At 67.1% G+C, this 18,649-nt stretch carries 20 protein-coding genes; 14 read left to right on the plus strand and 6 right to left on the minus strand.

The window, feature by feature from the left end:
• Nucleotides 1-8: 8 nt before the first annotated feature.
• The 6 genes from ACIGJG_RS24920 to ACIGJG_RS24945 form a co-directional block, all read right to left on the minus strand.
• On the minus strand, nucleotides 9-977 hold the full coding sequence (locus ACIGJG_RS24920) for a PDR/VanB family oxidoreductase (protein WP_011300911.1): 969 nt from the start codon (nucleotides 975-977) through the stop codon (nucleotides 9-11).
• Nucleotides 978-1,070: 93 nt separating this feature from the next.
• Nucleotides 1,071-2,066: a tripartite tricarboxylate transporter substrate-binding protein gene (locus ACIGJG_RS24925; protein WP_011300910.1), complete on the minus strand. Its 996-nt coding sequence runs from the start codon at nucleotides 2,064-2,066 to the stop codon at nucleotides 1,071-1,073.
• A gap of 38 nt (nucleotides 2,067-2,104) precedes the next feature.
• Entirely contained in the window at nucleotides 2,105-3,343 is a 1,239-nt protein-coding gene (locus ACIGJG_RS24930) for a Rieske 2Fe-2S domain-containing protein (protein WP_011300909.1), read from the minus strand.
• A gap of 1 nt (nucleotide 3,344) precedes the next feature.
• The gene (locus ACIGJG_RS24935) at nucleotides 3,345-4,349 is read right to left on the minus strand and encodes an amidohydrolase family protein (RefSeq protein ID WP_220630140.1); all 1,005 of its coding nucleotides are present in this window, start codon (nucleotides 4,347-4,349) and stop codon (nucleotides 3,345-3,347) included.
• Nucleotides 4,350-4,354: 5 nt separating this feature from the next.
• On the minus strand, nucleotides 4,355-4,756 hold the full coding sequence (locus ACIGJG_RS24940) for a RidA family protein (RefSeq protein WP_011300907.1): 402 nt from the start codon (nucleotides 4,754-4,756) through the stop codon (nucleotides 4,355-4,357).
• Nucleotides 4,757-4,791: 35 nt separating this feature from the next.
• Entirely contained in the window at nucleotides 4,792-5,514 is a 723-nt protein-coding gene (locus ACIGJG_RS24945; RefSeq protein WP_011300906.1) for a GntR family transcriptional regulator, read from the minus strand.
• Between the two features lie 26 nt (nucleotides 5,515-5,540).
• Here ACIGJG_RS24945 and ACIGJG_RS24950 point away from each other — a divergent pair, with 26 nt between their 5' ends.
• Genes ACIGJG_RS24950 through ACIGJG_RS25015 form a run of 14 tightly spaced genes read left to right on the plus strand, consistent with a single transcriptional unit; the run spans nucleotide 5,541 to nucleotide 18,635 of the window.
• Entirely contained in the window at nucleotides 5,541-5,945 is a 405-nt protein-coding gene (locus ACIGJG_RS24950) for a hypothetical protein (RefSeq protein ID WP_483673149.1), read from the plus strand.
• Nucleotides 5,932-8,103 (plus strand): acetate--CoA ligase family protein, encoded by a 2,172-nt coding sequence (locus tag ACIGJG_RS24955; protein WP_041680260.1) that lies wholly within the window; start codon nucleotides 5,932-5,934, stop codon nucleotides 8,101-8,103. The genes ACIGJG_RS24950 and ACIGJG_RS24955 overlap by 14 nt, the downstream gene beginning before the upstream one ends.
• A gap of 28 nt (nucleotides 8,104-8,131) precedes the next feature.
• On the plus strand, nucleotides 8,132-9,319 hold the full coding sequence (locus ACIGJG_RS24960; RefSeq protein ID WP_140948751.1) for an acyl-CoA dehydrogenase family protein: 1,188 nt from the start codon (nucleotides 8,132-8,134) through the stop codon (nucleotides 9,317-9,319).
• Nucleotides 9,320-9,334: 15 nt separating this feature from the next.
• Nucleotides 9,335-10,462 (plus strand): acyl-CoA dehydrogenase family protein, encoded by a 1,128-nt coding sequence (locus tag ACIGJG_RS24965; protein WP_483673150.1) that lies wholly within the window; start codon nucleotides 9,335-9,337, stop codon nucleotides 10,460-10,462.
• Nucleotides 10,463-10,508: 46 nt separating this feature from the next.
• On the plus strand, nucleotides 10,509-11,495 hold the full coding sequence (locus ACIGJG_RS24970) for a Bug family tripartite tricarboxylate transporter substrate binding protein (protein WP_483673151.1): 987 nt from the start codon (nucleotides 10,509-10,511) through the stop codon (nucleotides 11,493-11,495).
• 46 nt (nucleotides 11,496-11,541) lie between these two features.
• Nucleotides 11,542-12,705 carry a thiolase domain-containing protein gene (locus ACIGJG_RS24975; protein ID WP_140948750.1) on the plus strand — a complete coding sequence of 388 codons (1,164 nt, stop codon included), beginning with the start codon at nucleotides 11,542-11,544 and terminating at the stop codon, nucleotides 12,703-12,705.
• A 5-nt stretch (nucleotides 12,706-12,710) separates the two neighbouring features.
• Nucleotides 12,711-13,145: a Zn-ribbon domain-containing OB-fold protein gene (locus ACIGJG_RS24980; protein ID WP_373460796.1), complete on the plus strand. Its 435-nt coding sequence runs from the start codon at nucleotides 12,711-12,713 to the stop codon at nucleotides 13,143-13,145.
• Nucleotides 13,146-13,163: 18 nt separating this feature from the next.
• The gene (locus tag ACIGJG_RS24985) at nucleotides 13,164-14,375 is read left to right on the plus strand and encodes a CaiB/BaiF CoA transferase family protein (RefSeq protein WP_483673152.1); all 1,212 of its coding nucleotides are present in this window, start codon (nucleotides 13,164-13,166) and stop codon (nucleotides 14,373-14,375) included.
• A gap of 15 nt (nucleotides 14,376-14,390) precedes the next feature.
• Nucleotides 14,391-15,389, plus strand: coding sequence for a DODA-type extradiol aromatic ring-opening family dioxygenase (locus tag ACIGJG_RS24990; protein WP_483673153.1), 999 nt, complete (start codon nucleotides 14,391-14,393; stop codon nucleotides 15,387-15,389).
• A gap of 26 nt (nucleotides 15,390-15,415) precedes the next feature.
• The gene (locus ACIGJG_RS24995; RefSeq protein ID WP_483673154.1) at nucleotides 15,416-16,078 is read left to right on the plus strand and encodes an RraA family protein; all 663 of its coding nucleotides are present in this window, start codon (nucleotides 15,416-15,418) and stop codon (nucleotides 16,076-16,078) included.
• A 5-nt stretch (nucleotides 16,079-16,083) separates the two neighbouring features.
• Entirely contained in the window at nucleotides 16,084-16,746 is a 663-nt protein-coding gene (locus ACIGJG_RS25000; RefSeq protein WP_011300896.1) for an RraA family protein, read from the plus strand.
• Between the two features lie 2 nt (nucleotides 16,747-16,748).
• The gene (locus ACIGJG_RS25005) at nucleotides 16,749-17,411 is read left to right on the plus strand and encodes a 4-carboxy-4-hydroxy-2-oxoadipate aldolase/oxaloacetate decarboxylase (RefSeq protein WP_011300895.1); all 663 of its coding nucleotides are present in this window, start codon (nucleotides 16,749-16,751) and stop codon (nucleotides 17,409-17,411) included.
• Between the two features lie 16 nt (nucleotides 17,412-17,427).
• A complete protein-coding gene (locus ACIGJG_RS25010) occupies nucleotides 17,428-18,198 on the plus strand; it encodes an enoyl-CoA hydratase/isomerase family protein (protein WP_483673156.1) in 771 nt (256 codons plus the stop codon).
• Nucleotides 18,199-18,212: 14 nt separating this feature from the next.
• On the plus strand, nucleotides 18,213-18,635 hold the full coding sequence (locus ACIGJG_RS25015) for a PaaI family thioesterase (protein ID WP_140948747.1): 423 nt from the start codon (nucleotides 18,213-18,215) through the stop codon (nucleotides 18,633-18,635).
• The last annotated feature ends 14 nt before the right edge of the window (nucleotides 18,636-18,649 follow it).

Below are 18,649 nucleotides of genomic sequence, written 5' to 3' on the forward strand. Positions count from 1 at the left end.
CGGTGCGGCTACAGGTCCAGCACCAGCTTGCGGGTCTTCGCGCCGGAGCAGCACACCATCATCCGGTTGTTGGCGGCGCGTTCTTCAGCGTTCAGCACGAGGTCGCGGTGATCGGGCTCACCGTCCAGCACACGCACCTCGCAGGTTCCGCACACGCCCTCCTGGCACGAATACATGGGCTCGACACCTTCGGCGATCAGGCATTCCAGGATGGTCCGGCCCGGCTGAATCTCGATGCTGCGGCCGCTGCGCGCAAGTTCCACGGTGAAGCCGCCGTCGGTCGCGGCGGACTCGCGTGCGGCGAAGTACTCGCGATGCACGCGCCCGGGCGGCAGCGATGCGGTGGCCTGCTCGAAGGCCTCGAGCATCGGCACCGGCCCGCAGCAGTAGATGTGCGCGCCTTCAGGCAGGCTCGCGGCGATGGCCGTGACGTCGAGGCGGTCAGCGCCGGCTTCGCGGTCGAAGGTCAGCCGGACTTCGCCACCGGGCTCCATGCCCATGGCCTCCAGCGTCTCGACAAATGCTGCCTGCTTGCGTGTGCGTGCGGCATAGTGCAGGCGCCACGGCCGGCCCAGTTCGCGTAGCCGATGAATCATGCCGAGGATCGGCGTGATGCCGATGCCGCCGGCCACCAGCACCGCCAGCGATGCCGAATCGTCGAGCGGGAAGTTGTTGCGCGGCGGGCTGATGGTCAGCACGTCGCCGGGGCGCAGCGTCTCGTGCAGATAGCGCGAGCCACCGCGGCTCTGCGCGTCGCGGTTGACGCCAATCACGTAGCGGTGCGGCTCGCACTGCGCGTTCAGCAGCGAATAGCTGCGAATCAGGCCGTTCGGCAGATGCAGGTCGATATGCGCGCCCGCCGCAAACGCGGGCAGGGCACGCAACGGCGGCTCCGGCCGCAGCTCGAAAGCCAGGATGCCGTCGGCTTCCCAGCTGATGGACTTGACCCGGACTTGCAGGGTATCGGTATTGCTCATGATGTCTCCGGTCGAAGCAGGCACGGTCAGGCCCATGCAGCCTGCAGGGGCTGACGGCAGGCATGGCCGCGAAGGGTCTTGTGGTCCCGGCTTCTACAGTTCCGCGCGGAAACCCGAGGCGCGGATGATCGGTCCCCACGCTTCCAGTTCGGCGCGCTGGCGGCGCGCCATCTGTTCGCCGTCGAGGTAGTCGGGTACCACCGACAGCTGGCTCATCAGCGATTGCCTGGCCTGCGGTGCGGACAGGATGGTCTTCAGCGCTGCCTGCACGCGCGCGATCTCGGCCGGCGGCGTGCGCACCGGTGCCCACATGGCGGTCCACGCATCGCCGGAGCGCACTGGAATGCCTTGTTCGGCCATGGTCGGGATGTCCGGTGCAAGCGGCGAACGCTTGTCGCTGAAGATGCCGAGCAGGCGTACCTTGCCCGCGCGGTGGTGGCGCAGCAGGTCCTGCAGCAGCGTGACGGCCGAGGGGATATGGCCGCCCAGCAGGTCGGTGATCATCGGCGGCGTGCCTTTGTAAGGCGTGACCGACAGAGAAATGCCAGCCGTCTTGGCGAACTGCAGGCCCAGAAAATGGTTCTGGCCGCCAAGGCCCGGCGTGCCGAAGCTCGCTTCCTGCGAATGGGTGCGCGCCCACTGCACGAACGCGTTTGCCGTGGACACGCCGGTCGTCGCGCCCGCGGCCATACCGGTCGGGTAGGACACCAATGCAGCCACGGGCGCGAAATCGCGCCACAGGTCCCACTTGAGCTGCTTGCCGAACACCAGCGTCTGGAACGTGGGCGTGGCGTTAGGCGCGATCATGTAGGTGAGACCATCGGGCTCGGCGGACTTCAGCACATCTGCTGCGAGCCGGCCGCCCGCGCCGACATGGTTTTCCACGATCACCGGCTGGCCCAGCAGCGCCGGCAGCGAATCCGAAAAGTAGCGCGCGATGGCATCGGTACCGCCGCCGGGCGGCAGGCCTACCAGAATCCGGATCGGCGGCTTGCCACGCAGCTGCGCGAGCGATACCGCGGGTGCGGCGAGGCCCGCGCACGCCGCCAGCAACAGGCTGCGGCGCGAGCGGAAGCGGGGGCTGGTCATGGTTGTCTCCGTCTTCTTGTCAGTCTTTGCGGGCCGGCTTATGCGGCCTTCGTCAGCGCGCGCCAGTCCTCGCCGGCGGGCAGCACGCCGCCGACCGAAAAGATCTGGCTGTAGTCGAGGTCCGGGTTGTCGGCGAGCGTTGGCGTCTTGCCGGCCTGGAACTCGCGCACCGACTTCAGCAGCGCCTGGCGCACGCGCAGCACCGCGCCGTCGGCGGAGCAGAGTTGCTCGGTGGTACGGTCGGCAATCGGGCCCTGGCCGATGAACATGGCAAAGTCCTCGGTGCCCAGGTGCTGCGGAAAGCCAGTGGCATGGCCGCGGCGCATCAGGTCGCGGTTCTGGCCCCAGTTGTCGGCAGGCGTGCCCGGCGGCAGTGGAGGGAAGTTCCACACATCGGGCGTGGCCGACATGATGGTCATGCCGAGCGGGCGGTGCGGGTTGAAATGCACGAACCAGGCGCGGTGCGTGACGTCATCCACGGGCGTGGAGAAGAACACTGTGCTCGGGCCCTTTTCATCGGGCGCGCAGATGATGCCGTACCACGGCATCACGAAGTTGTTGACGCGTGCGTACAGCTTGTCGTCGGCCAGCGGGCGCAGCGCGGCATAGCGGTAGCCGTAAGGGCGGTCTTCGAATTCCAGGCGCGGCGCCAGTGCCTGGGTCATGTGCATGCGCTGGTTGCCCGAGCCTGCGGTGATCTGCGTGGTCGATTCATGCAGCACGCCGACGTGCGACGAATCCATCGACGCTTCCACGCCCTGCACCCAGTTGGTCGGCACTTCCTGGCTCGTGACCGAACGCTGCTCTTCGGGCAGCGACGTGAACGGCAGGTCCGGGAACTTCGGTGCCTGTTCGCCCTTGCCGAGCCACACCCAAACGATGCCGCCGCGCTCCTGCACGCCGTAGCGGTTCACGCGCACGTGCTTGCAGAACTGGGCCTGGTCGCCGACATGGTTCGGTGCTTCCATGACTTCGCCGGTGGTGCCGAGCTTCCAGCCGTGGAAGATGCAACGCAGGCCGTTGTCCTCGTTGCGCGCCATCAGCAGCGAGGTCTTGCGGTGCGGGCACAACTCATCCAGCACGCCCACTGCACCGTCGGTACGGCGGAACGCGACGTAGTTGCTGCCGAGCAGGCGCACGCGTACGGGCGCACCGTCAGCCACCAGCTTGGCCGATGGCACGGCCGGCAGCCAGTAATGCTGCCGAATCATCTCGCCCATCGGCGCGCCGTTCTCGACGCGCGTGAGCAGCTCATTGTCTTCGCGGGTCATCGGCATGTCAGCACTCCTCGTCGGTGCGGAAGGCGCGCGAATACAGGCGCCGGCAGTTGCATTCGAAGATGTTCTTGCGCTGTTCGTCCGTGAGCCACGAGATGCCCTCGATCACGGGCTTCATGTCGTCGTAGTCGCGGTCCGTCAGCGGATCGCGCGCGCTGCCGGTGCCGGGCTTCTCGGTGCCGAACAGCACGTTGTCGGTGCCGGCGACCTTGAGCAGCAGGTCGATCGCCTCGGTCGAGTAGTTGCAGGTGTCGAAGTAGAGCTTGCGCAGTTGCTCGTCGAACGTGACGGTCTCGCCCTTGCGCACCGACCACGAGCGGAAGCGGCCCATCTGGTAGGGAATCGCGCCGCCGCCGTGCGCGACGACGATCTTCAGGTTCGGGAATTCCTGGAACACCTTGGAGTTAAGCAGCGAGATCACGGCGATGCTTTCCTCGTTGATGAACTTGAGCGTGTACGACTCGCGCGCGCTGCAGCTGCCGGCGGAGTGGATCAGGCCCGGCACATCGAGGCGCGTCATGGCCTCGTACAGCGGATACCAGAACGGATCGCCAAGCCCCGGCGGCGTGGGGCCTTCGCTCTCGGTGGGGTCCGGATTGATCAGGCAGCCGACAAAGCCCAGTTCATTCACGCAGCGCTCAAGTTCAGGCACCGCGCGCTCGGCCGGCGATTCCAGCATGTGCTGCGGCAGCCCGGCCACGCCGCGGAAGCGGTCCGGAAACATCGCGACGAAGCGCGCGATGATGTCGTTGCAGTGGCGCGACCACAGTTCGGTCACGCGGCCCGGCTTGACCGAATGCATCTGCAGGTAGGGGCGCGGCGAGATGAACTGCACGTCGGTGCCGACGGCATCCATGCTGCGCACCAGCTCTTCCGCTGCCTTGCGCACCGAAGCGTCCGGAATCTTCGGCGTGGTCGACGGATTGGCGCGGCCGCCGATCAGTTCCGCCATGTAGCGGAAGCTTTCCGGGGGCATGACGACGTGGGCGTGGGAATCGATGATCATGGTGTTCAGCCTTGGTTGGCGCCGGCCAGGACGGCCAGGCATTCGAGTTGCAGAAGCATGCCGTGCTGCAGGTCATGCACGACGATGTGCCGCGCGGGGCGGTCTTCAGGGTTCGGGAAGCACTGCAGCCATTCGGTGTTGATGGCGTCGCGCACGCTGTTGTCCTTCACGTAGATGGTCAGCTTGACCACGTCCGCCACGCTGCCGCCGCCCGCTGCAAGCACGCTCGCGAGATTGCGGAACGCGTGCGAGGCCTGCGCGTTGGCACCGGACGGCAGTTCGCCGGTGGCTGCGTCTTTGCCCGAGATGGCGGAGGTGCAGATGACATTGCCCACGCGCGCGCCGGTGGGAATGGGGGCGTTGTGCGCAAGGCCGGGCACGTCGATCGAACGGAGAGGTCTGGTCATGGGATGCCTGAGGTAACGGGTTCCGGGATGCAAGGTCAGGAAGCAGCGGCATGGCCGCCGTCGAAGAAATGGGTCGGCACGGTCGCCAGAAATTCCGCGAAGCCCGTGGTGCCCGCTGGCACATGCAGCGTCATGGCCGCCGCCGCCTGCTGTTCGTCGCCGGCGCGGATGGCGTCGGCAATGCGCTGGTGTTCTTCCAGCGACTTCGCAACCTGCTGGCCGGTGGCAAAGTCGCGCATGCGGTAACGCTGCAGGCAGCGCCGCGCCGCGCGGATATGCCCGGCGAGGATTTCATTGCGACAGCCCTGGTAGATGGCTTCGTGGAACGCCGCGTTCGCGGCGGCATAGCCCGCGGCGCCCGGCGTCGCCGCAACGCGGCGTCCCAGCGACAGGCCCGCATCGAGCGCGGCGTGCAGCGCTTCGTCGCCGCGGCGTGCCGCCAGCCGCGCGGCCAGCGATTCCAGTTCCCCCACGTATTCGAGCATCGCCCGCACCTTGCCCACCGACAGACGCGCGACCGCAGCGCCCTGCCGCGGCGCGATGCTGACCAGTTCGTGCGCGGCCAGTTGCTGCAAGGCTTCCCGCACCGGTGTGCGCGATACGCCAAAGCGCAGGGCCAGTTCGCGCTCGTCGAGCGGCGCGCCGGGGCACAGCAGGCCGGCCTCGATTTCGGCCTCCAGCGTGGCGCGGATGTCCTCGGCCCGGCTGTGGCGCCCGGCGAAGCGTGGTGGATTCAAAGTGTGGTCGGTCGGTTGCATACGGTTCGACGCGGTCAAGCGTCTCTTTGTTGATCGAAAATATACAACAAAAAAATACTGGTATGCAAAGAAGGCGGAAAAGGATCGCGCTGGGCCGGCTCGCGATTTCTGCGCATTCGTCTTCTATGCTGAGAGAAAAGGAAGCCCGGTTTGGCGAGGGAAATTTCCCGGAATTCCTTTATTGGCGGGGATTTCCGGCTTTCAGTGGTTCGCGCCGCGAAGTGCGAGGAAAGCCTCAGCGCAGTGATCTTTTGGCCGCACGCGTGGCAACCAGTCCAGCGAATAGCGCTGTCCGGCTAGGGGAAACTCCCTACCAATTTCAAGAAAATTCGTTTTCTGGTGTATTGAAACTGCATTACTGGTATGCCAGAATTCGTCAAACACGAGACAAACGCCCTTTCCTGGAAGAGACCACCCATGAAGACCTCTGACATTTCCGGCACGCAGGCCGGACAGCCCGAACCGGCGGCAGAACCCGCAGTGGCTGACGTGACCTGCGTCCTCCGCCCGGCTTCCGTGGCCATCGTCGGCGCTTCGGCGGACCCGCGCTCGTTTGGCGGCTTCGTGCTGGCGAACCTGGAGCGCTTCGGCTACGCCGGCGCTATTCATCTGGTCAGTCGCAGCAGCACCGAAATCAATGGCCGCGCCTGCGTGAAGTCGGTCGATGAAGTGCCGGCCGGCATCGACCTGGCCGTGCTGGCGATTCCTGAGGCGGGCGTGCTGGACGCCGTGCGCAGTCTGGCCGCGAAGGGCACCCGTGCGGCGGTCCTGTTTGCGTCCGGCTATGCAGAAACCGGTGAGGCGGGCCGCGAACGGCAGGACCAGCTCGCTGCCGCCGCGCGCGACGCCGGCATGCTGCTGCTCGGACCGAACTGCATGGGCTTCACGAACTTCGAGGGCAACGTGCCCGTGACCTTCGAGGCGGTGCAGCCCTATCCGTGCAGCGGCCGGCCCGGTATCGGCGTGGTGGCGCAGAGCGGTGCGATGGCTGCCAATATGCGCGATGCCTTCGTCGGCCGCGGCCTGCCGCTGACCGCGGTCGTCTCCACAGGAAATGAGGCATCGCTGGGCGCGGAGGATTTCGTTGCGCACTACATTGACGACCCGCAGACCCGCGTGCTGGCCGTGTACGCCGAACAGGTGCGCCGCCCGCGCACGTTCCTGGCGCTGGCGCGCAAGGCGCGCGAGGCCGGCAAACCGATCGTGATGCTGATGCCTGGCCGCAGCGAGCGCGCCCGCGAAGCGGCCCAGTCCCACACCGGCGCACTGGCTGGCGACCACGCCACAGCTTGTGTGGCGCTGGCACGCGAGGCCGTGGTACTGGTCGATACCCCTGACGAGCTTGTCGACGCTGCAGCCATCCTGCTGCGTTTCCCGGTGCCGCCTGCTGGCGGCCCGGCTTTTATGACCGGGTCCGGCGCGATGAAGAACGTCGCGCTGGACTTCTGCGACGGGCTGGGGTTGGAGCTGCCGCCACTCGGTGCGCAGACAACGGCAAGCCTCAAGGCGATGCTGCCGGACTATGCCGTCGCCGAGAACCCGCTCGACTACACCACCATCGGTGTACGGCAGCCCGGTCTGGTCGGCGAGGTCCTGCTGACCATGCTGTCCGATCCGGCCGTGGGCAGCATCGTTCTCAGCATTCCGGCGGGCCCCGAAGTGGCCCAGCGCGACAAGGCCGAGCACATCGTTCCGGCGCTCGCCCGCGCCGGCAAGCCGGCCGTGCTGGTCGTGACCGGCGACAGCGGCCCGATCGAGCCGTTCTTTGTCGATGCGATCCGCGCCAGCGGCGTACCGTTCTTTCGCTCGCCGGACCGTGCCCTGCGCGCGCTTGCAAGAGTCTCCGCATATGGCGAGGCGCTTCAGCGCGCCGGCCGAGCGACCCAATCCATTCCGGCGGCGGTGCCGCTACCCGGCACCGTTCCGCCTTCGGGGGTGTTCGCGGAATACCAGGGCAAGGCATGGCTGGCTGCTGCGGGACTGACTGTGCCCGAAGGCGCGCTGGCGACGAGCGCCGATGATGCGACCGCGATCGCCGCGCGCATCGGCTACCCCGTCGTCATCAAGGCGCAGGCGAGCGAACTGCCGCACAAGAGCGATGTTGGCGGCGTGATCGTCGGCCTGGCCGATGAAGCGGCGCTGCGTGCGGGCTGGGATCGCCTGCAGCAGAACATCGCCACGCATCGTCCGGGCCTGACGCTGGATGGAGTGCTGGTCGAGGCCATGGGACCGCGCGGGCTGGAGCTGGTAGTCGGCGCGAGGCGTGACGCCGGCTGGGGACCGGTCGTGCTCGTGGGCCTCGGCGGCGTGTGGATCGAGGCGCTCAAGGATGTGCGGCTGATCCCGGCGGATCTTGCCGAAGCCGATGTCGTGCAGGAGCTGGGCCGGCTGAAAGCCGCGTCGCTGCTGCGCGGCATCCGCGGTGCGGCAGCGGTCGACGTGGCGGCGATCGCGCGGGCCGTGACGCTGATCGGCGCGCAGATGCGGGCCAATCCCGCGATCACCGAGATCGACGTCAATCCGCTCGTGGCCTATCCCGACCGCGTGCTCGCGCTCGACGCGTTGGTCGTCTGCGCCCAGGAAGTCTGAAACCCGGCCTGAACCCACGGCATATATCATGAAGCTGACTTTTTCCCCCGCCGACGAGGCGTTCCGCCAGGAGGTGCGTGCGTTCGTCAAGGCGAACCTGCCCGCCGATATCCGGCGCAAGGTCGAACTGGGCCTGCGCCTGGAGCACGCCGACTACGTGACGTGGTTCCGCATTCTCGAAGCGCGCGGCTGGCTCACGCCGGGCTGGCCCGTCGAGCACGGCGGACCGGGCTGGAACCACGTGCAGCGCTATATCTTCGACGAAGAAACCATGCTCGGCGGCGCGCCGCGCATCATCGCCAGCGGCATCCAGATGCTGGGCCCGGTGCTGATCGCATTCGGCACGCCCGAGCAGAAGGCGAAGTACCTGCCCGATATCCGCCAGAGCAATACGTGGTGGGCGCAGGGCTTCTCCGAACCCGGTGCGGGTTCCGATCTGGCGGCGGTGCGGACCACCGCGGTGCTGGAGCCGGACGGCAAGCACTTCGTCGTCAACGGCCACAAGGTGTGGACTTCGTATGCGCACTGGTGCTCGATGATGTTCGCGCTGGTGCGTACGGACCCGAACGCGGCCAAGCCGCAGGAGGGCATCTCGTTCCTGCTGATCGACATGAACACGCCGGGCGTGCAGGTGCGGCCCATCCGCATGCTCGAAGGCGGCACCGACCTGAACGAATGCTATCTCGACAATGTGCGCGTGCCGGTGGAGAACCTCGTCGGCGAACTGCACAAGGGCTGGTCCTATGGCAAGTACCTGCTTGGCCATGAGCGCACCGGCATCGCGGGTATCGGCTCATGCAAGCAGCAATTGCAGCGGGCCCGCGAACTGGCCGCCAGCCAGGGGCTGGACGGTGATCCGGTGCTGCAGTCACGGCTTGCGCAATTCGAAATCGAACTGCTGGCGCTCGAGTTCACCGCACTGCGCCTGCTCAGCGCCAACCAGCAGAGCCGCGTCCCGGCGGTGGAAGCGTCGATGCTGAAGGTGCGCGGCACCGAACTGCGCCAGGCCATCTATGAGCTGCTGGTGGAAATCGCGGGCCCTCAGGCGGTGCCGTTCGAAGAAGCGGCGCTGCGCGGCGAACTGGACGAACCTGCCAGCCCGCCCGAACTGTCGGCGCTCGCCGCGAACTACCTCGACGCGCGCAAGCTGTCGATCTACGGCGGCGTCAATGAAGTGCAGCGCAACCTGATCAGCAAGGCCTTCCTCGCCGCCTGACAACGTACCGAGACCATGGACTTTTCCCTTAACGACGAACATATCGCGCTGCGCGACGCGGTGCGCCGCTTCTGCGACGGCGAATACCCGGCGCATCGGCGCGGCGATGCCGAGACCGAAGGCGAGGCCGCCGCTCGCTGGACCGCAATGGCCGACCTGGGCCTGCTAGGCCTGCCGCTTTCGGCAGATGTCGGCGGCAGCGAGCAGGGCCCGACAGAAATGATGCTTGTGGCCCAGGAACTGGGCCGGGCGCTCGGCGGCGGTGCGTGGCTGTCAAGCGTGGTGCTCGCCGGACAACTGCTCGACCAGGCGGGCACGCCCGCGCAACGGCAGCAATGGCTGCCGGCACTGGCAGCGGGGCAATCGCGTCTGGCTCTGGCCATCAACGAGGCCGATGCCCGCTATGACCTGTCTCGCGTCAGCACGCAGGCGCGCCGCGACAGCGAGGGCTGGGTCATCGACGGAACCAAGACGCTGGTGCTCGATGGCGCGCAAGCCGATGCCTTCCTCGTGGCGGCACGCACCGCCGGCGATGTCGCGGATGAACAGGGCGTGACGCTGTTTCTCGTTCCGGCCGATGCGCCCGGACTGTCTGTGCGCGAGTTCGGCACGCTCGATGGCCGCAGCGCGGCGCACCTCACGTTGCGCGAAGTCAGGGCGGACGAAAACGGGGTAGTCGGTCAGCCCGCCGCCGCGCTGCCCGCCATCGTCGCCGCCACCGACCGGGCCAACGCCGCACTGTGCGCGGAAGCCGTCGGCGCGCTGGAGGCACTGCTCGACCTGACCGCCGAGCAACTGAAGACGCGCAAGCAGTTTGGCACGCCGCTGGCAAAGTTTCAGGTGTTGCAGCACCGCGTGGCGGACATGCTGATCGCGCTCGAACAATGCAAGTCGATGGCCTGCGTGGCCGCCATGGCGTTGGCCGACGGCGACCCGGTGCAGCGTCGCCGGCTGGTGTCGGCGGCCAAGGTGATGGTCGGGCAGGCGGGCCGGCAGGTCGGCCAGTGGGCCATCCAGATGCATGGCGCGATGGGCATGACCGACGAATGCCGCGTTGGCCATTACGCCAAGCGCCTCATGGTCATCAACCAGCTGTTCGGCGACGCCGGGCATCACCTGGCTTGTTTTGCCCGGCAGGCCTGACCAGCGCCTGACCGGATCACACAAGAAATACACAGGAGACAAAGACATGGCCCTCATCCGTACCTTCAGATCCGCCTGCGGCGTGCTAGCGCTGGGGCTCGCGTTCGCTTGCGGCGCGCAGGCGCAGGAAAAGCAGCCGATCAAGTTCCTGGTCGGCTTCCCGCCCGGCGGCTCGACCGATACCGTCGCGCGCGTGCTCGCCGAGAAGCTGCAAGGCGAACTCGGGCAGACCGTGATCGTCGACAACCGCCCCGGCGCCGGTGGCCGCGTGGCGACCGGCATACTCAAGCACAGCGCTCCCGATGGACTGACCTACATGGTCGCGCCGAATGCGACCGCGATCTTCCCGACGCTGCTGTATCCGCCGGCCACGCTCAAGTACGACCTGCTGACCGACCTGACACCGGTCGCGGTGGTGATTTCGTATCCGCTGGCGCTGGTGGTCAGCACGCAGACAGGCGTCACAGACATGAAGGGCTTTGTCGAGTGGGTGAAGGCGCATCCCGGCAAGGCCATGTTCGGAACCGCCGGCCTGGGCGGGCAGACGCACTTCACCGGCCTGCAGTTCGGCAAGGCGATCGGCGTGCCGATGAATGTCGTGCCCTACAAGGGCAACGGCCCGCTCATCACCGATCTGCTGGGCGGGCAGCTTGCTGCCGCCGTGATGACCGCCGGCGATATCCTGCCTCACGCCAAGAGCGGCAAGGTTCGAATTCTCGCCGTATTCGGCGCGGCGCGCTCGCCGCTGCTGCCGGGCGTGCCGACCGCGACCGAGCAGGGCGTGGCCGTCGACAGCGGCGAAGCCTGGGCCGGCATCTGGGCACCTGCACGGACGCCGAAGGCAGAGCTTGATCGCATGCAGGCGGCGCTGGGCAAGGTACTGGCCATGCCTGATGTGCGCACCACGCTGCAGCAGCGCGCCACGCTTCATCCCGACTTCCGCCCCGCCGCTGAACTGGATCGCCTGCAGCGCAAGGAACTTGCCTACTGGGGCCCCGTCATCAAGGCCAGCGGCTTTACCCCTGACCAGTAATCCGGGCGCAACGCCAGCCATCTCCACCTAGTTCCTGCCTTTCATCATGACCCTGAACGGATCCGCCTATATCGTGGGGGCCTACGAGCATCCCACGCGCAAAGCCGATGACCTGTCGGTCGCGCGCCTGCATGCCGATGTGGCGCGCGGTGCGCTGGCCGACGCCGGCCTCACCGCCGCCGATGTCGACGGCTACTTCTGTGCCGGCGACGCGCCGGGCCTGGGGACGACCACGATCGTCGAATACCTGGGCCTGAAGCCGCGCCATGTGGATTCCACCGAATGCGGCGGCTCCGCGCCGATCCTGCACGTTGCGCATGCGGCCGAGGCCATTGCCGCGGGGCGCTGCAATGTCGCGCTGATCACGCTGGCCGGACGGCCGCGTGCGGCGGGCGCCGCGTTGGCGCTGCGGGCGCCGGACCCGGATGCGCCCGATGTGGCCTTCGAACTGCCATTCGGCCCGGCCACGCAGAACCTTTACGGCATGGTCGCGAAACGCCATATGTACGAGTTCGGCACCACCAGCGAACAGCTCGCATGGATCAAGGTGGCGGCGTCCCATCACGCCCAGCACAACCCGCACGCGATGCTGCGCAATGTGGTGACCGTCGAAGACGTCGTCAACTCGCCGATGGTGGCCGACCCGCTGCACCGGCTCGACTGCTGCGTGATGAGCGACGGTGGCGGCGCGCTGATCGTCGCGCGACCCGAGATCGCGCGGCAGCTCAAGCGCCCGCTCGTGAAAGTGCGCGGCACCGGCGAAGCGCCCAAGCATGCAATGGGCGGCAATATCGACCTGACCTGGTCGGCCGCTGCATGGTCGGGCCCGGCTGCGTTCGCGGAAGCGGGCGTCACCCCAGCCGACATCAAATACGCGTCGTTGTACGACAGCTTCACGATCACCGTGCTGATGCAGCTGGAAGACCTGGGCTTCTGCAAGAAGGGCGAGGGCGGCAAGTTCGTCGCCGACGGCGGACTGATCTCCGGCGTGGGTCGCCTGCCGTTCAACACCGATGGCGGCGGCCTGTGCAACAACCATCCGGCCAACCGCGGCGGCGTCACCAAGGTGATCGAGGCCGTGCGCCAGCTGCGCGGCGAGGCGCATCCCGCGGTGCAGGTCAGCAATTGCGACCTGGCCCTTGCCAGCGGGATCGGCGGCGCGCTCGCGTCCCGCCATACCGCGGCCACGCTGATTCTTGAAAGGGAATGACCAACATGAGCACACCTGCCACGCCTGCCACCGCCGCCGCCAAGGCGCCGCCCGCCGTCCCGCGCAAGATCGCCGCGCCGCGCACGCTGCCGGAAAGCCAGCCGTTCTGGGATGCCGCTGATGCCGGGCGCCTGCTGCTGAAGGTCTGCCTGGACTGCCACGCGCCGCACTACTACCCGCGCGACATCTGCCCGCACTGCCAGTCCGACCGCACCGAATGGCGCGACGCCAGCGGCTTCGGCACGATCTATTCGTTCAGCACCATGGGCAAAGGCGAGGCGGCCTGGACGCTCGCCTACATCCGGCTCGACGAAGGCGTGACCATGATGAGCAATCTCGTGGACTGCGATCCGCGCGAAGTCGAGATCGGCCAGCGCGTCAGGGTGGTGTTCAAGCCAAGCGACGGCGGCCATGCGGTTCCGATGTTCACCCCGGCATGATGCACTGAGGCAACGACCATGGCAGACATCAGACAAGTCGCGCGCAAGGGGCCCCTGTCCCGCTTCACCATTCTTGATGCTTCGCGTGTGCGCGCAGGCCCCACCGCGGTGAGGCTGTTCGCAGACATGGGCGCACGCGTGATCAAGCTCGAGATTCCGGCGGGCGCACCGGGTGGCGACGACATGATCGGCGGACGCGACCATAACCGGGCGGACTACGAGAACCTGCACCGCAACAAGGAAAGTCTCACGCTCAATATGAAGACGCCGGAGGGCGTGAAGATCCTCCACGAGCTGGTGAGCCGCGCCGATGTCTTTATCGAGAACTACCGCCCTGACGTGAAGCACCGGCTCGGCATCGGCCCGGATGCGCTGCGCGCGATCAATCCGCGCTTGGTCTACGCGAGCATATCCGGCTTCGGGCAGGACGGTCCCTACGCGGGCTGGCCCGGGTTTGACTCCATCGCGCAGGGCATGGGCGGCCTGATGAGCGTGACCGGCAAGCCGGGCGAGGGCCCGATGCGCGTCGGCATTCCGCTTGCGGACCTGTGTGCCGGGCACTTCTGCGCGATGGGCATCCTCACTGCATTGCTCGAGCGCGAAGCATCGGGCGAAGGGCAGTGGGTGCAAACGTCACTGCTCGAAGCCCAGATCGCGATGCTCGACTTCCAGGCCGCGCAGTGGCTCGTGGACAAAAAGATCCCGGAGCAGACCGGCAACGAGCATCCGCTGACCGTGCCTACGGGCGTGTTTGCAACGAGCGACGGCTACCTGAACATCGCCGCGATCGGCCAGACCATGTGGAAGCGCCTGTGCGAGGCACTGGACGTGCCGCACCTTATTGACGAGCCTGGCATGGGTTCCGACCCTGAGCGCGTGCGCAGTCGCGACAAGGTCAATGCCGCCATCGAAGCCGCGCTACGCACGCGCACCACCGCCGAGTGGACCGAACGGCTGCTCAAGGCCGGCGTGCCGTGCGGGCCTATCCATCGTGTCGACCAGGTATTCGCCGACGCGCAGGTGAAGCACCTTGGTGTGGCCTGGCCGATGCAGCACGCCGAGCTTGGCGATGTCGCGCTGGTCGGCCAGCCGATGCGCCTGTCGCGCTATCCGCGCGATCTGCCGCCGCAGCCGGCGCCGGAGCAGGGCGCCAACACCGACGACATCCTGCGCGAGCTTGGCTATAGCGCCGGGCAGGTCGAAGCACTGCGCGCCGCCTACATCGTTTGAACGAAGGACATTCCCATGGCAAGACTCGTCGCCGCTTTTGGCTCTTCCCACAGCATCATGCTGGTTTGCCAGCGTGAAGACTGGCAACACGGCTTCCGCCAGGTCGACCCGAAGAACCCGCACTACTTCGACCGGGCGGGCAACCCGACCACCTACGAAGCGCTGCTCGCGATTGCGCCGGACGATGCCGAATCCATGGTGACGCCCGAGCGCATGGGCGAGCGCTACGACCAGGCCGAGGCGGCCATGGACGAACTGCGCGACCGCATCCGCGCCGCGCGGCTCGACGTGCTGCTGGTGGTCGGCGATGACCAGACCGAGCTGTTCCGCACGACCAACAACCCGGCCTTTGCGATCTATTACGGCGACACCATCCGCAACGCGAAGCGCGAGGAAAGCCCGTCCGACGGCTGGTACAAGAAGGCCCGCATGGCGCGCCAGGAGCCTGACGCAGATCGGGACTATCCGGTCAACGCCGACATGGGCCGCTGGATGATCCGCGAACTGTGTGATCGCGACTTCGACATCGCCGCGATGGACGGACTCGAGCGCGGGCAGTTCGAAGGCCATGCGTTCTCGTTCATCCATCGCCGCTACCTGCAGGAGTTGGACCTGCCGGTGGTGCCGGTCATCGTCAACACTTTCGACCCGCCGAACCAGCCCACGCCGCGTCGGTGCATCCAGCTTGGCGCCGCGCTGCGCGAACTGATTGCCGCGTATCCCGAAGACCTGCGCGTGGGCGTACTGGCCTCGGGCGGCCTGAGCCACTTCGTGGTGGATGCCGAACTGGACAACGCGATCATCGACGCGATCCGCAGGAAGGACACCGCCTTCCTGGCCTCGCTCGATCCGCGCCAGCTGCAGGCCGGCAGCTCGGAGATCCGCAACTGGCTGATCGCCGTCGAAGCGGTGCGCGACCTCGATCTGGAATGGACTTCCTACGTGCCGGGCTATCGCACACCCGCCATGACCGGCACCGGGCTGTGCTTTGCTGCCTGGCGCACCCTCGACTGAACTGCTGAAACGAACCCGCAACGACCATGAGTGAAACCGAATCTAACGTACAAAGGCTGCGCCGGCTCGACTGCTGCGCAGTGTCAGACGCGCTCGACAAGCTGCAATTGCCGGGCACCGTCACGGGCTTGCCGCAGCGCTCCGGCGCCGGGCGCATTGCCGGCCGCGCCATCACCGTGAGGCTCGGCACCGGCGCGCCGCCGCCGGGACCGACTCGGCATCTCGGCTGCACGGCCATCGAACAGGCGGGCCCGGACAACATCATCGTCGTCGAGCAGCGCACCGGCGTGGAGGCCGGCAGCTGGGGCGGACTGCTGTCGCTTGGCGCCAAGGTGCGCGGCGTCGCCGGTGTCGTGGCCGATGGCCCGGTGCGCGATATCGATGAAGCGCTCGATTTTGACTTCCCGGTGTTCAGCCGTGCACTGACCGCGTTCACCGCGCGCAGCCGCGTGGTGGAGCAAGGCACAAACGTGCCGGTGCAGATTGGCAACGTGACGGTGGAAGAGGGCGATTACGTCGTCGCGGACCGCAGTGCGGTGATCTTCATCGCCGCGCGCGACATTGCGCGTGTGCTGGAGACCGCTGAAGCGATCGTGCGCAAGGAGGCCGTGATGGCGAAGGCCATCCTGGGCGGCACGCCCATCGGAGATGTCATGGGCGGCAACTACGAACATATGCTGAAGGGTTGAGAGAGATGAGCGAGCAGCAAGATATCAACGTCGCGCGCGCCGCGAAGCTGGACACGGCCACGCTGAGCGACGCGCTGGACAAGCACGGCATTGCAGGGCAGTGCTACCGCATCAAGGCGCGCGGAGAGGGCTTTGCCACGGCAGGCCGCGCCTTTACCCTGTTGTACGGCCCGGCGTCGAATCCGCCGGGCACTGTCGGCGACTACATCGACGACGTGCCGCCGGGCAGCATCCTCGTACTCGACAACGGCGGGCGCGAGAATGCCACGGTGTGGGGCGACATCCTCACCGAGATCGCCCACCGCCGCGGCATTGCCGGTACGGTCATCGACGGCGTATGCCGTGATGTCGCGCTGTGCCGCAAGCTCGGCTATCCGGTGTTCAGCAAGGACCACTGGATGCGCACGGGCAAGGACCGCGTGCAGGTCGAAGCGACCAATGTGGTCGTCAATATCGGCGATGCGCGCGTGCAGCCCGGCGACATCCTGCGTGGCGATGCCGACGGCGTGGTGGTGATTCCACGTGAGCATGAGGCTGCAGTACTCGATACCGCCGAACAGATCGAACACGCCGAGAACGCGATCCGCGAAGCCGTGCGCGGCGGCATGCGCCTGGACGAGGCGCGACGCCAGTTCCGCTATCACCAGCTGCAGACGAAGGGAGCCTGATCATGGCGGAACACGACGCAACCAGCACCACGATCCGCGACTTTGAACGCGTAAGCGCCGGGATCATCAATGACGCACGTGCGCTGCCCACCGCCACGCTGCATGAAGCGGGCGGCAAGATCGGCGTGGTGTCGCCGGCCATCAAGCCCGTCGCACCGGAGTTCCGCATCTGCGGCCCGGCGCTGACGGTCCATTCGCCGGGCGGCGATAACCTGTGGCTGCACCGCGCCATCGACATCGCGCAGCCCGGCGACGTACTCGTGGTGCATGTGAGCGGCGCGTATGACCATGGCTACTGGGGCGAGATCATGACCACCGCGGCCAAGGTGAAGCAACTCGGCGGCCTCATCATAGACGGCTGCGTGCGCGACGGCGTGCTACTTGACGAGATTGGTTTCCCGGTATTCGCACGCGGCCTGTGCATCCGTGGCACGGGCAAGGACTATGGCGCGATCGGCTGGCTCAATGCGCCGGTGCTGATTGGTGGCGCGCGTGTCGAAGCGGGCGACCTGGTCGTGGGCGACCGCGACGGCGTGGTGGTCGTGCCGCGCAAGCGCGCAGCCGAGGTCGTCGGCAAGGCGCAGGACCGCGAGGCGACCGAAGCCGCCATTCTCAAGCGCGTGGAGGCAGGCGAGACCACCATGCGGATCTACGGCTTTCACTGAACCGGAGCCGGATGCCATGAGCGAGACTTCGCAAGGACAGGCGCCTGAACTGACCGTCGATGGTCACGTCGCCGTCATCACGCTGCGACGCCCAGAGGTGGCGAACCGGCTGGAGCCGGAAGACCTGGACCTGTTGCTCAGTTATCTGGAGACCGTGAACGCGGACAGCCAGATTCGCGTACTGCGCCTCGAAGGACAGGGCCGTCATTTCTGTAGTGGCTTCAACATCGGCCGGCTCGGCGGTGCCGATGTGGGCGAGCGTTTCGAGGCACTCGCCAACGCATGGGAGCACGCGCGGCCGGTGACCATCGCGGTGCTGCATGGCGGTGCGTACGGCGGGGCCACGGATCTCGCGCTCGCTTGTGATTTTCGCTTCGGCGCGGCCGCCACCGAGATGTCGGTACCAGCCGCGCGCCTGGGGCTGCTGTTCTATCGCGGCGGCATGGAGCGTTATGTCACTCGCCTTGGCCTGGCCACGGCCAAGCGCGTGCTGCTGATGGCTGACAAGTTCAACGCGGCCGAGATGCTGGCCTGTGGTTACCTAGACCGTCTGGAAGACAACCCCGAGGCGCTGCGCGCGCTAGTGCAGCGGTGGAGTGCAGAGTTGGCTGGCATGGCGCCGCTGGCACTGCTCGGCATGAAGAAGCACATGAACCGCATTGCGCGCGGTGAACTCGATACCGTCGAACTCGCCCGCGATATCGCCGCGGCCGATGCCTCCGACGATCTGCGCGAGGGTGCGCTGGCCTGGCGGGAAAAGCGCGCGCCGCGTTTCAACGGCCGCTGATGGGAATGTACTGAATGAGCCAAGACAATTATTTTTCCCGCATGCTGCGTGGCGAGGCGCCCGTGCCGGCCGTTGCCGGCACGCTAGGCGGCGTGATCCGCGCGGTCGATCTGGAAGCGGGGTCGCTTGAATCCGACTACGTTGCGACCGACGCGTTCCTCAATCCGGTGGGCCAGGTGCAGGGCGGTATGCTCGGAGCGATGCTCGACGACGTGACGGCAATGCTCGTCACCGCGACGCTCGAAGACGGCGCGTCCTGCTCGACGCTGAACCTGAATCTGTCGTTCCTGCGGCCGGCACAGGCCGGTCCGCTGCGGGGCCGCGCACGGCTCGAGCGGCGGGGACGCAATGTCTGCAACGTGGTGGGCGAACTGAGCCAGGACGGCAAGCTGGTGGCGACGGCCACGGCGACATGCATGGTGGCGCGCCGCGCGTGAGTGCGGCGCGCCAC

The organism is Cupriavidus sp. C1SS-2L (genome assembly GCF_057073735.1).

Coding starts and splice junctions, on each gene's coding strand:
- ACIGJG_RS24920 (WP_011300911.1), bottom strand. CDS start 977: ATGAGCAATACCGATACCCTGCAAGTCCGGGTCAAGTCCATCAGCTGG.
- ACIGJG_RS24925 (WP_011300910.1), bottom strand. CDS start 2,066: ATGACCAGCCCCCGCTTCCGCTCGCGCCGCAGCCTGTTGCTGGCGGCG.
- ACIGJG_RS24930 (WP_011300909.1), bottom strand. CDS start 3,343: ATGCCGATGACCCGCGAAGACAATGAGCTGCTCACGCGCGTCGAGAAC.
- ACIGJG_RS24935 (WP_220630140.1), bottom strand. CDS start 4,349: ATGATCATCGATTCCCACGCCCACGTCGTCATGCCCCCGGAAAGCTTC.
- ACIGJG_RS24940 (WP_011300907.1), bottom strand. CDS start 4,756: ATGACCAGACCTCTCCGTTCGATCGACGTGCCCGGCCTTGCGCACAAC.
- ACIGJG_RS24945 (WP_011300906.1), bottom strand. CDS start 5,514: ATGCAACCGACCGACCACACTTTGAATCCACCACGCTTCGCCGGGCGC.
- ACIGJG_RS24955 (WP_041680260.1), top strand. CDS start 5,932: ATGAAGACCTCTGACATTTCCGGCACGCAGGCCGGACAGCCCGAACCG.
- ACIGJG_RS24960 (WP_140948751.1), top strand. CDS start 8,132: ATGAAGCTGACTTTTTCCCCCGCCGACGAGGCGTTCCGCCAGGAGGTG.
- ACIGJG_RS24965 (WP_483673150.1), top strand. CDS start 9,335: ATGGACTTTTCCCTTAACGACGAACATATCGCGCTGCGCGACGCGGTG.
- ACIGJG_RS24970 (WP_483673151.1), top strand. CDS start 10,509: ATGGCCCTCATCCGTACCTTCAGATCCGCCTGCGGCGTGCTAGCGCTG.
- ACIGJG_RS24975 (WP_140948750.1), top strand. CDS start 11,542: ATGACCCTGAACGGATCCGCCTATATCGTGGGGGCCTACGAGCATCCC.
- ACIGJG_RS24980 (WP_373460796.1), top strand. CDS start 12,711: ATGAGCACACCTGCCACGCCTGCCACCGCCGCCGCCAAGGCGCCGCCC.
- ACIGJG_RS24985 (WP_483673152.1), top strand. CDS start 13,164: ATGGCAGACATCAGACAAGTCGCGCGCAAGGGGCCCCTGTCCCGCTTC.
- ACIGJG_RS24990 (WP_483673153.1), top strand. CDS start 14,391: ATGGCAAGACTCGTCGCCGCTTTTGGCTCTTCCCACAGCATCATGCTG.
- ACIGJG_RS24995 (WP_483673154.1), top strand. CDS start 15,416: ATGAGTGAAACCGAATCTAACGTACAAAGGCTGCGCCGGCTCGACTGC.
- ACIGJG_RS25000 (WP_011300896.1), top strand. CDS start 16,084: ATGAGCGAGCAGCAAGATATCAACGTCGCGCGCGCCGCGAAGCTGGAC.
- ACIGJG_RS25005 (WP_011300895.1), top strand. CDS start 16,749: ATGGCGGAACACGACGCAACCAGCACCACGATCCGCGACTTTGAACGC.
- ACIGJG_RS25010 (WP_483673156.1), top strand. CDS start 17,428: ATGAGCGAGACTTCGCAAGGACAGGCGCCTGAACTGACCGTCGATGGT.
- ACIGJG_RS25015 (WP_140948747.1), top strand. CDS start 18,213: ATGAGCCAAGACAATTATTTTTCCCGCATGCTGCGTGGCGAGGCGCCC.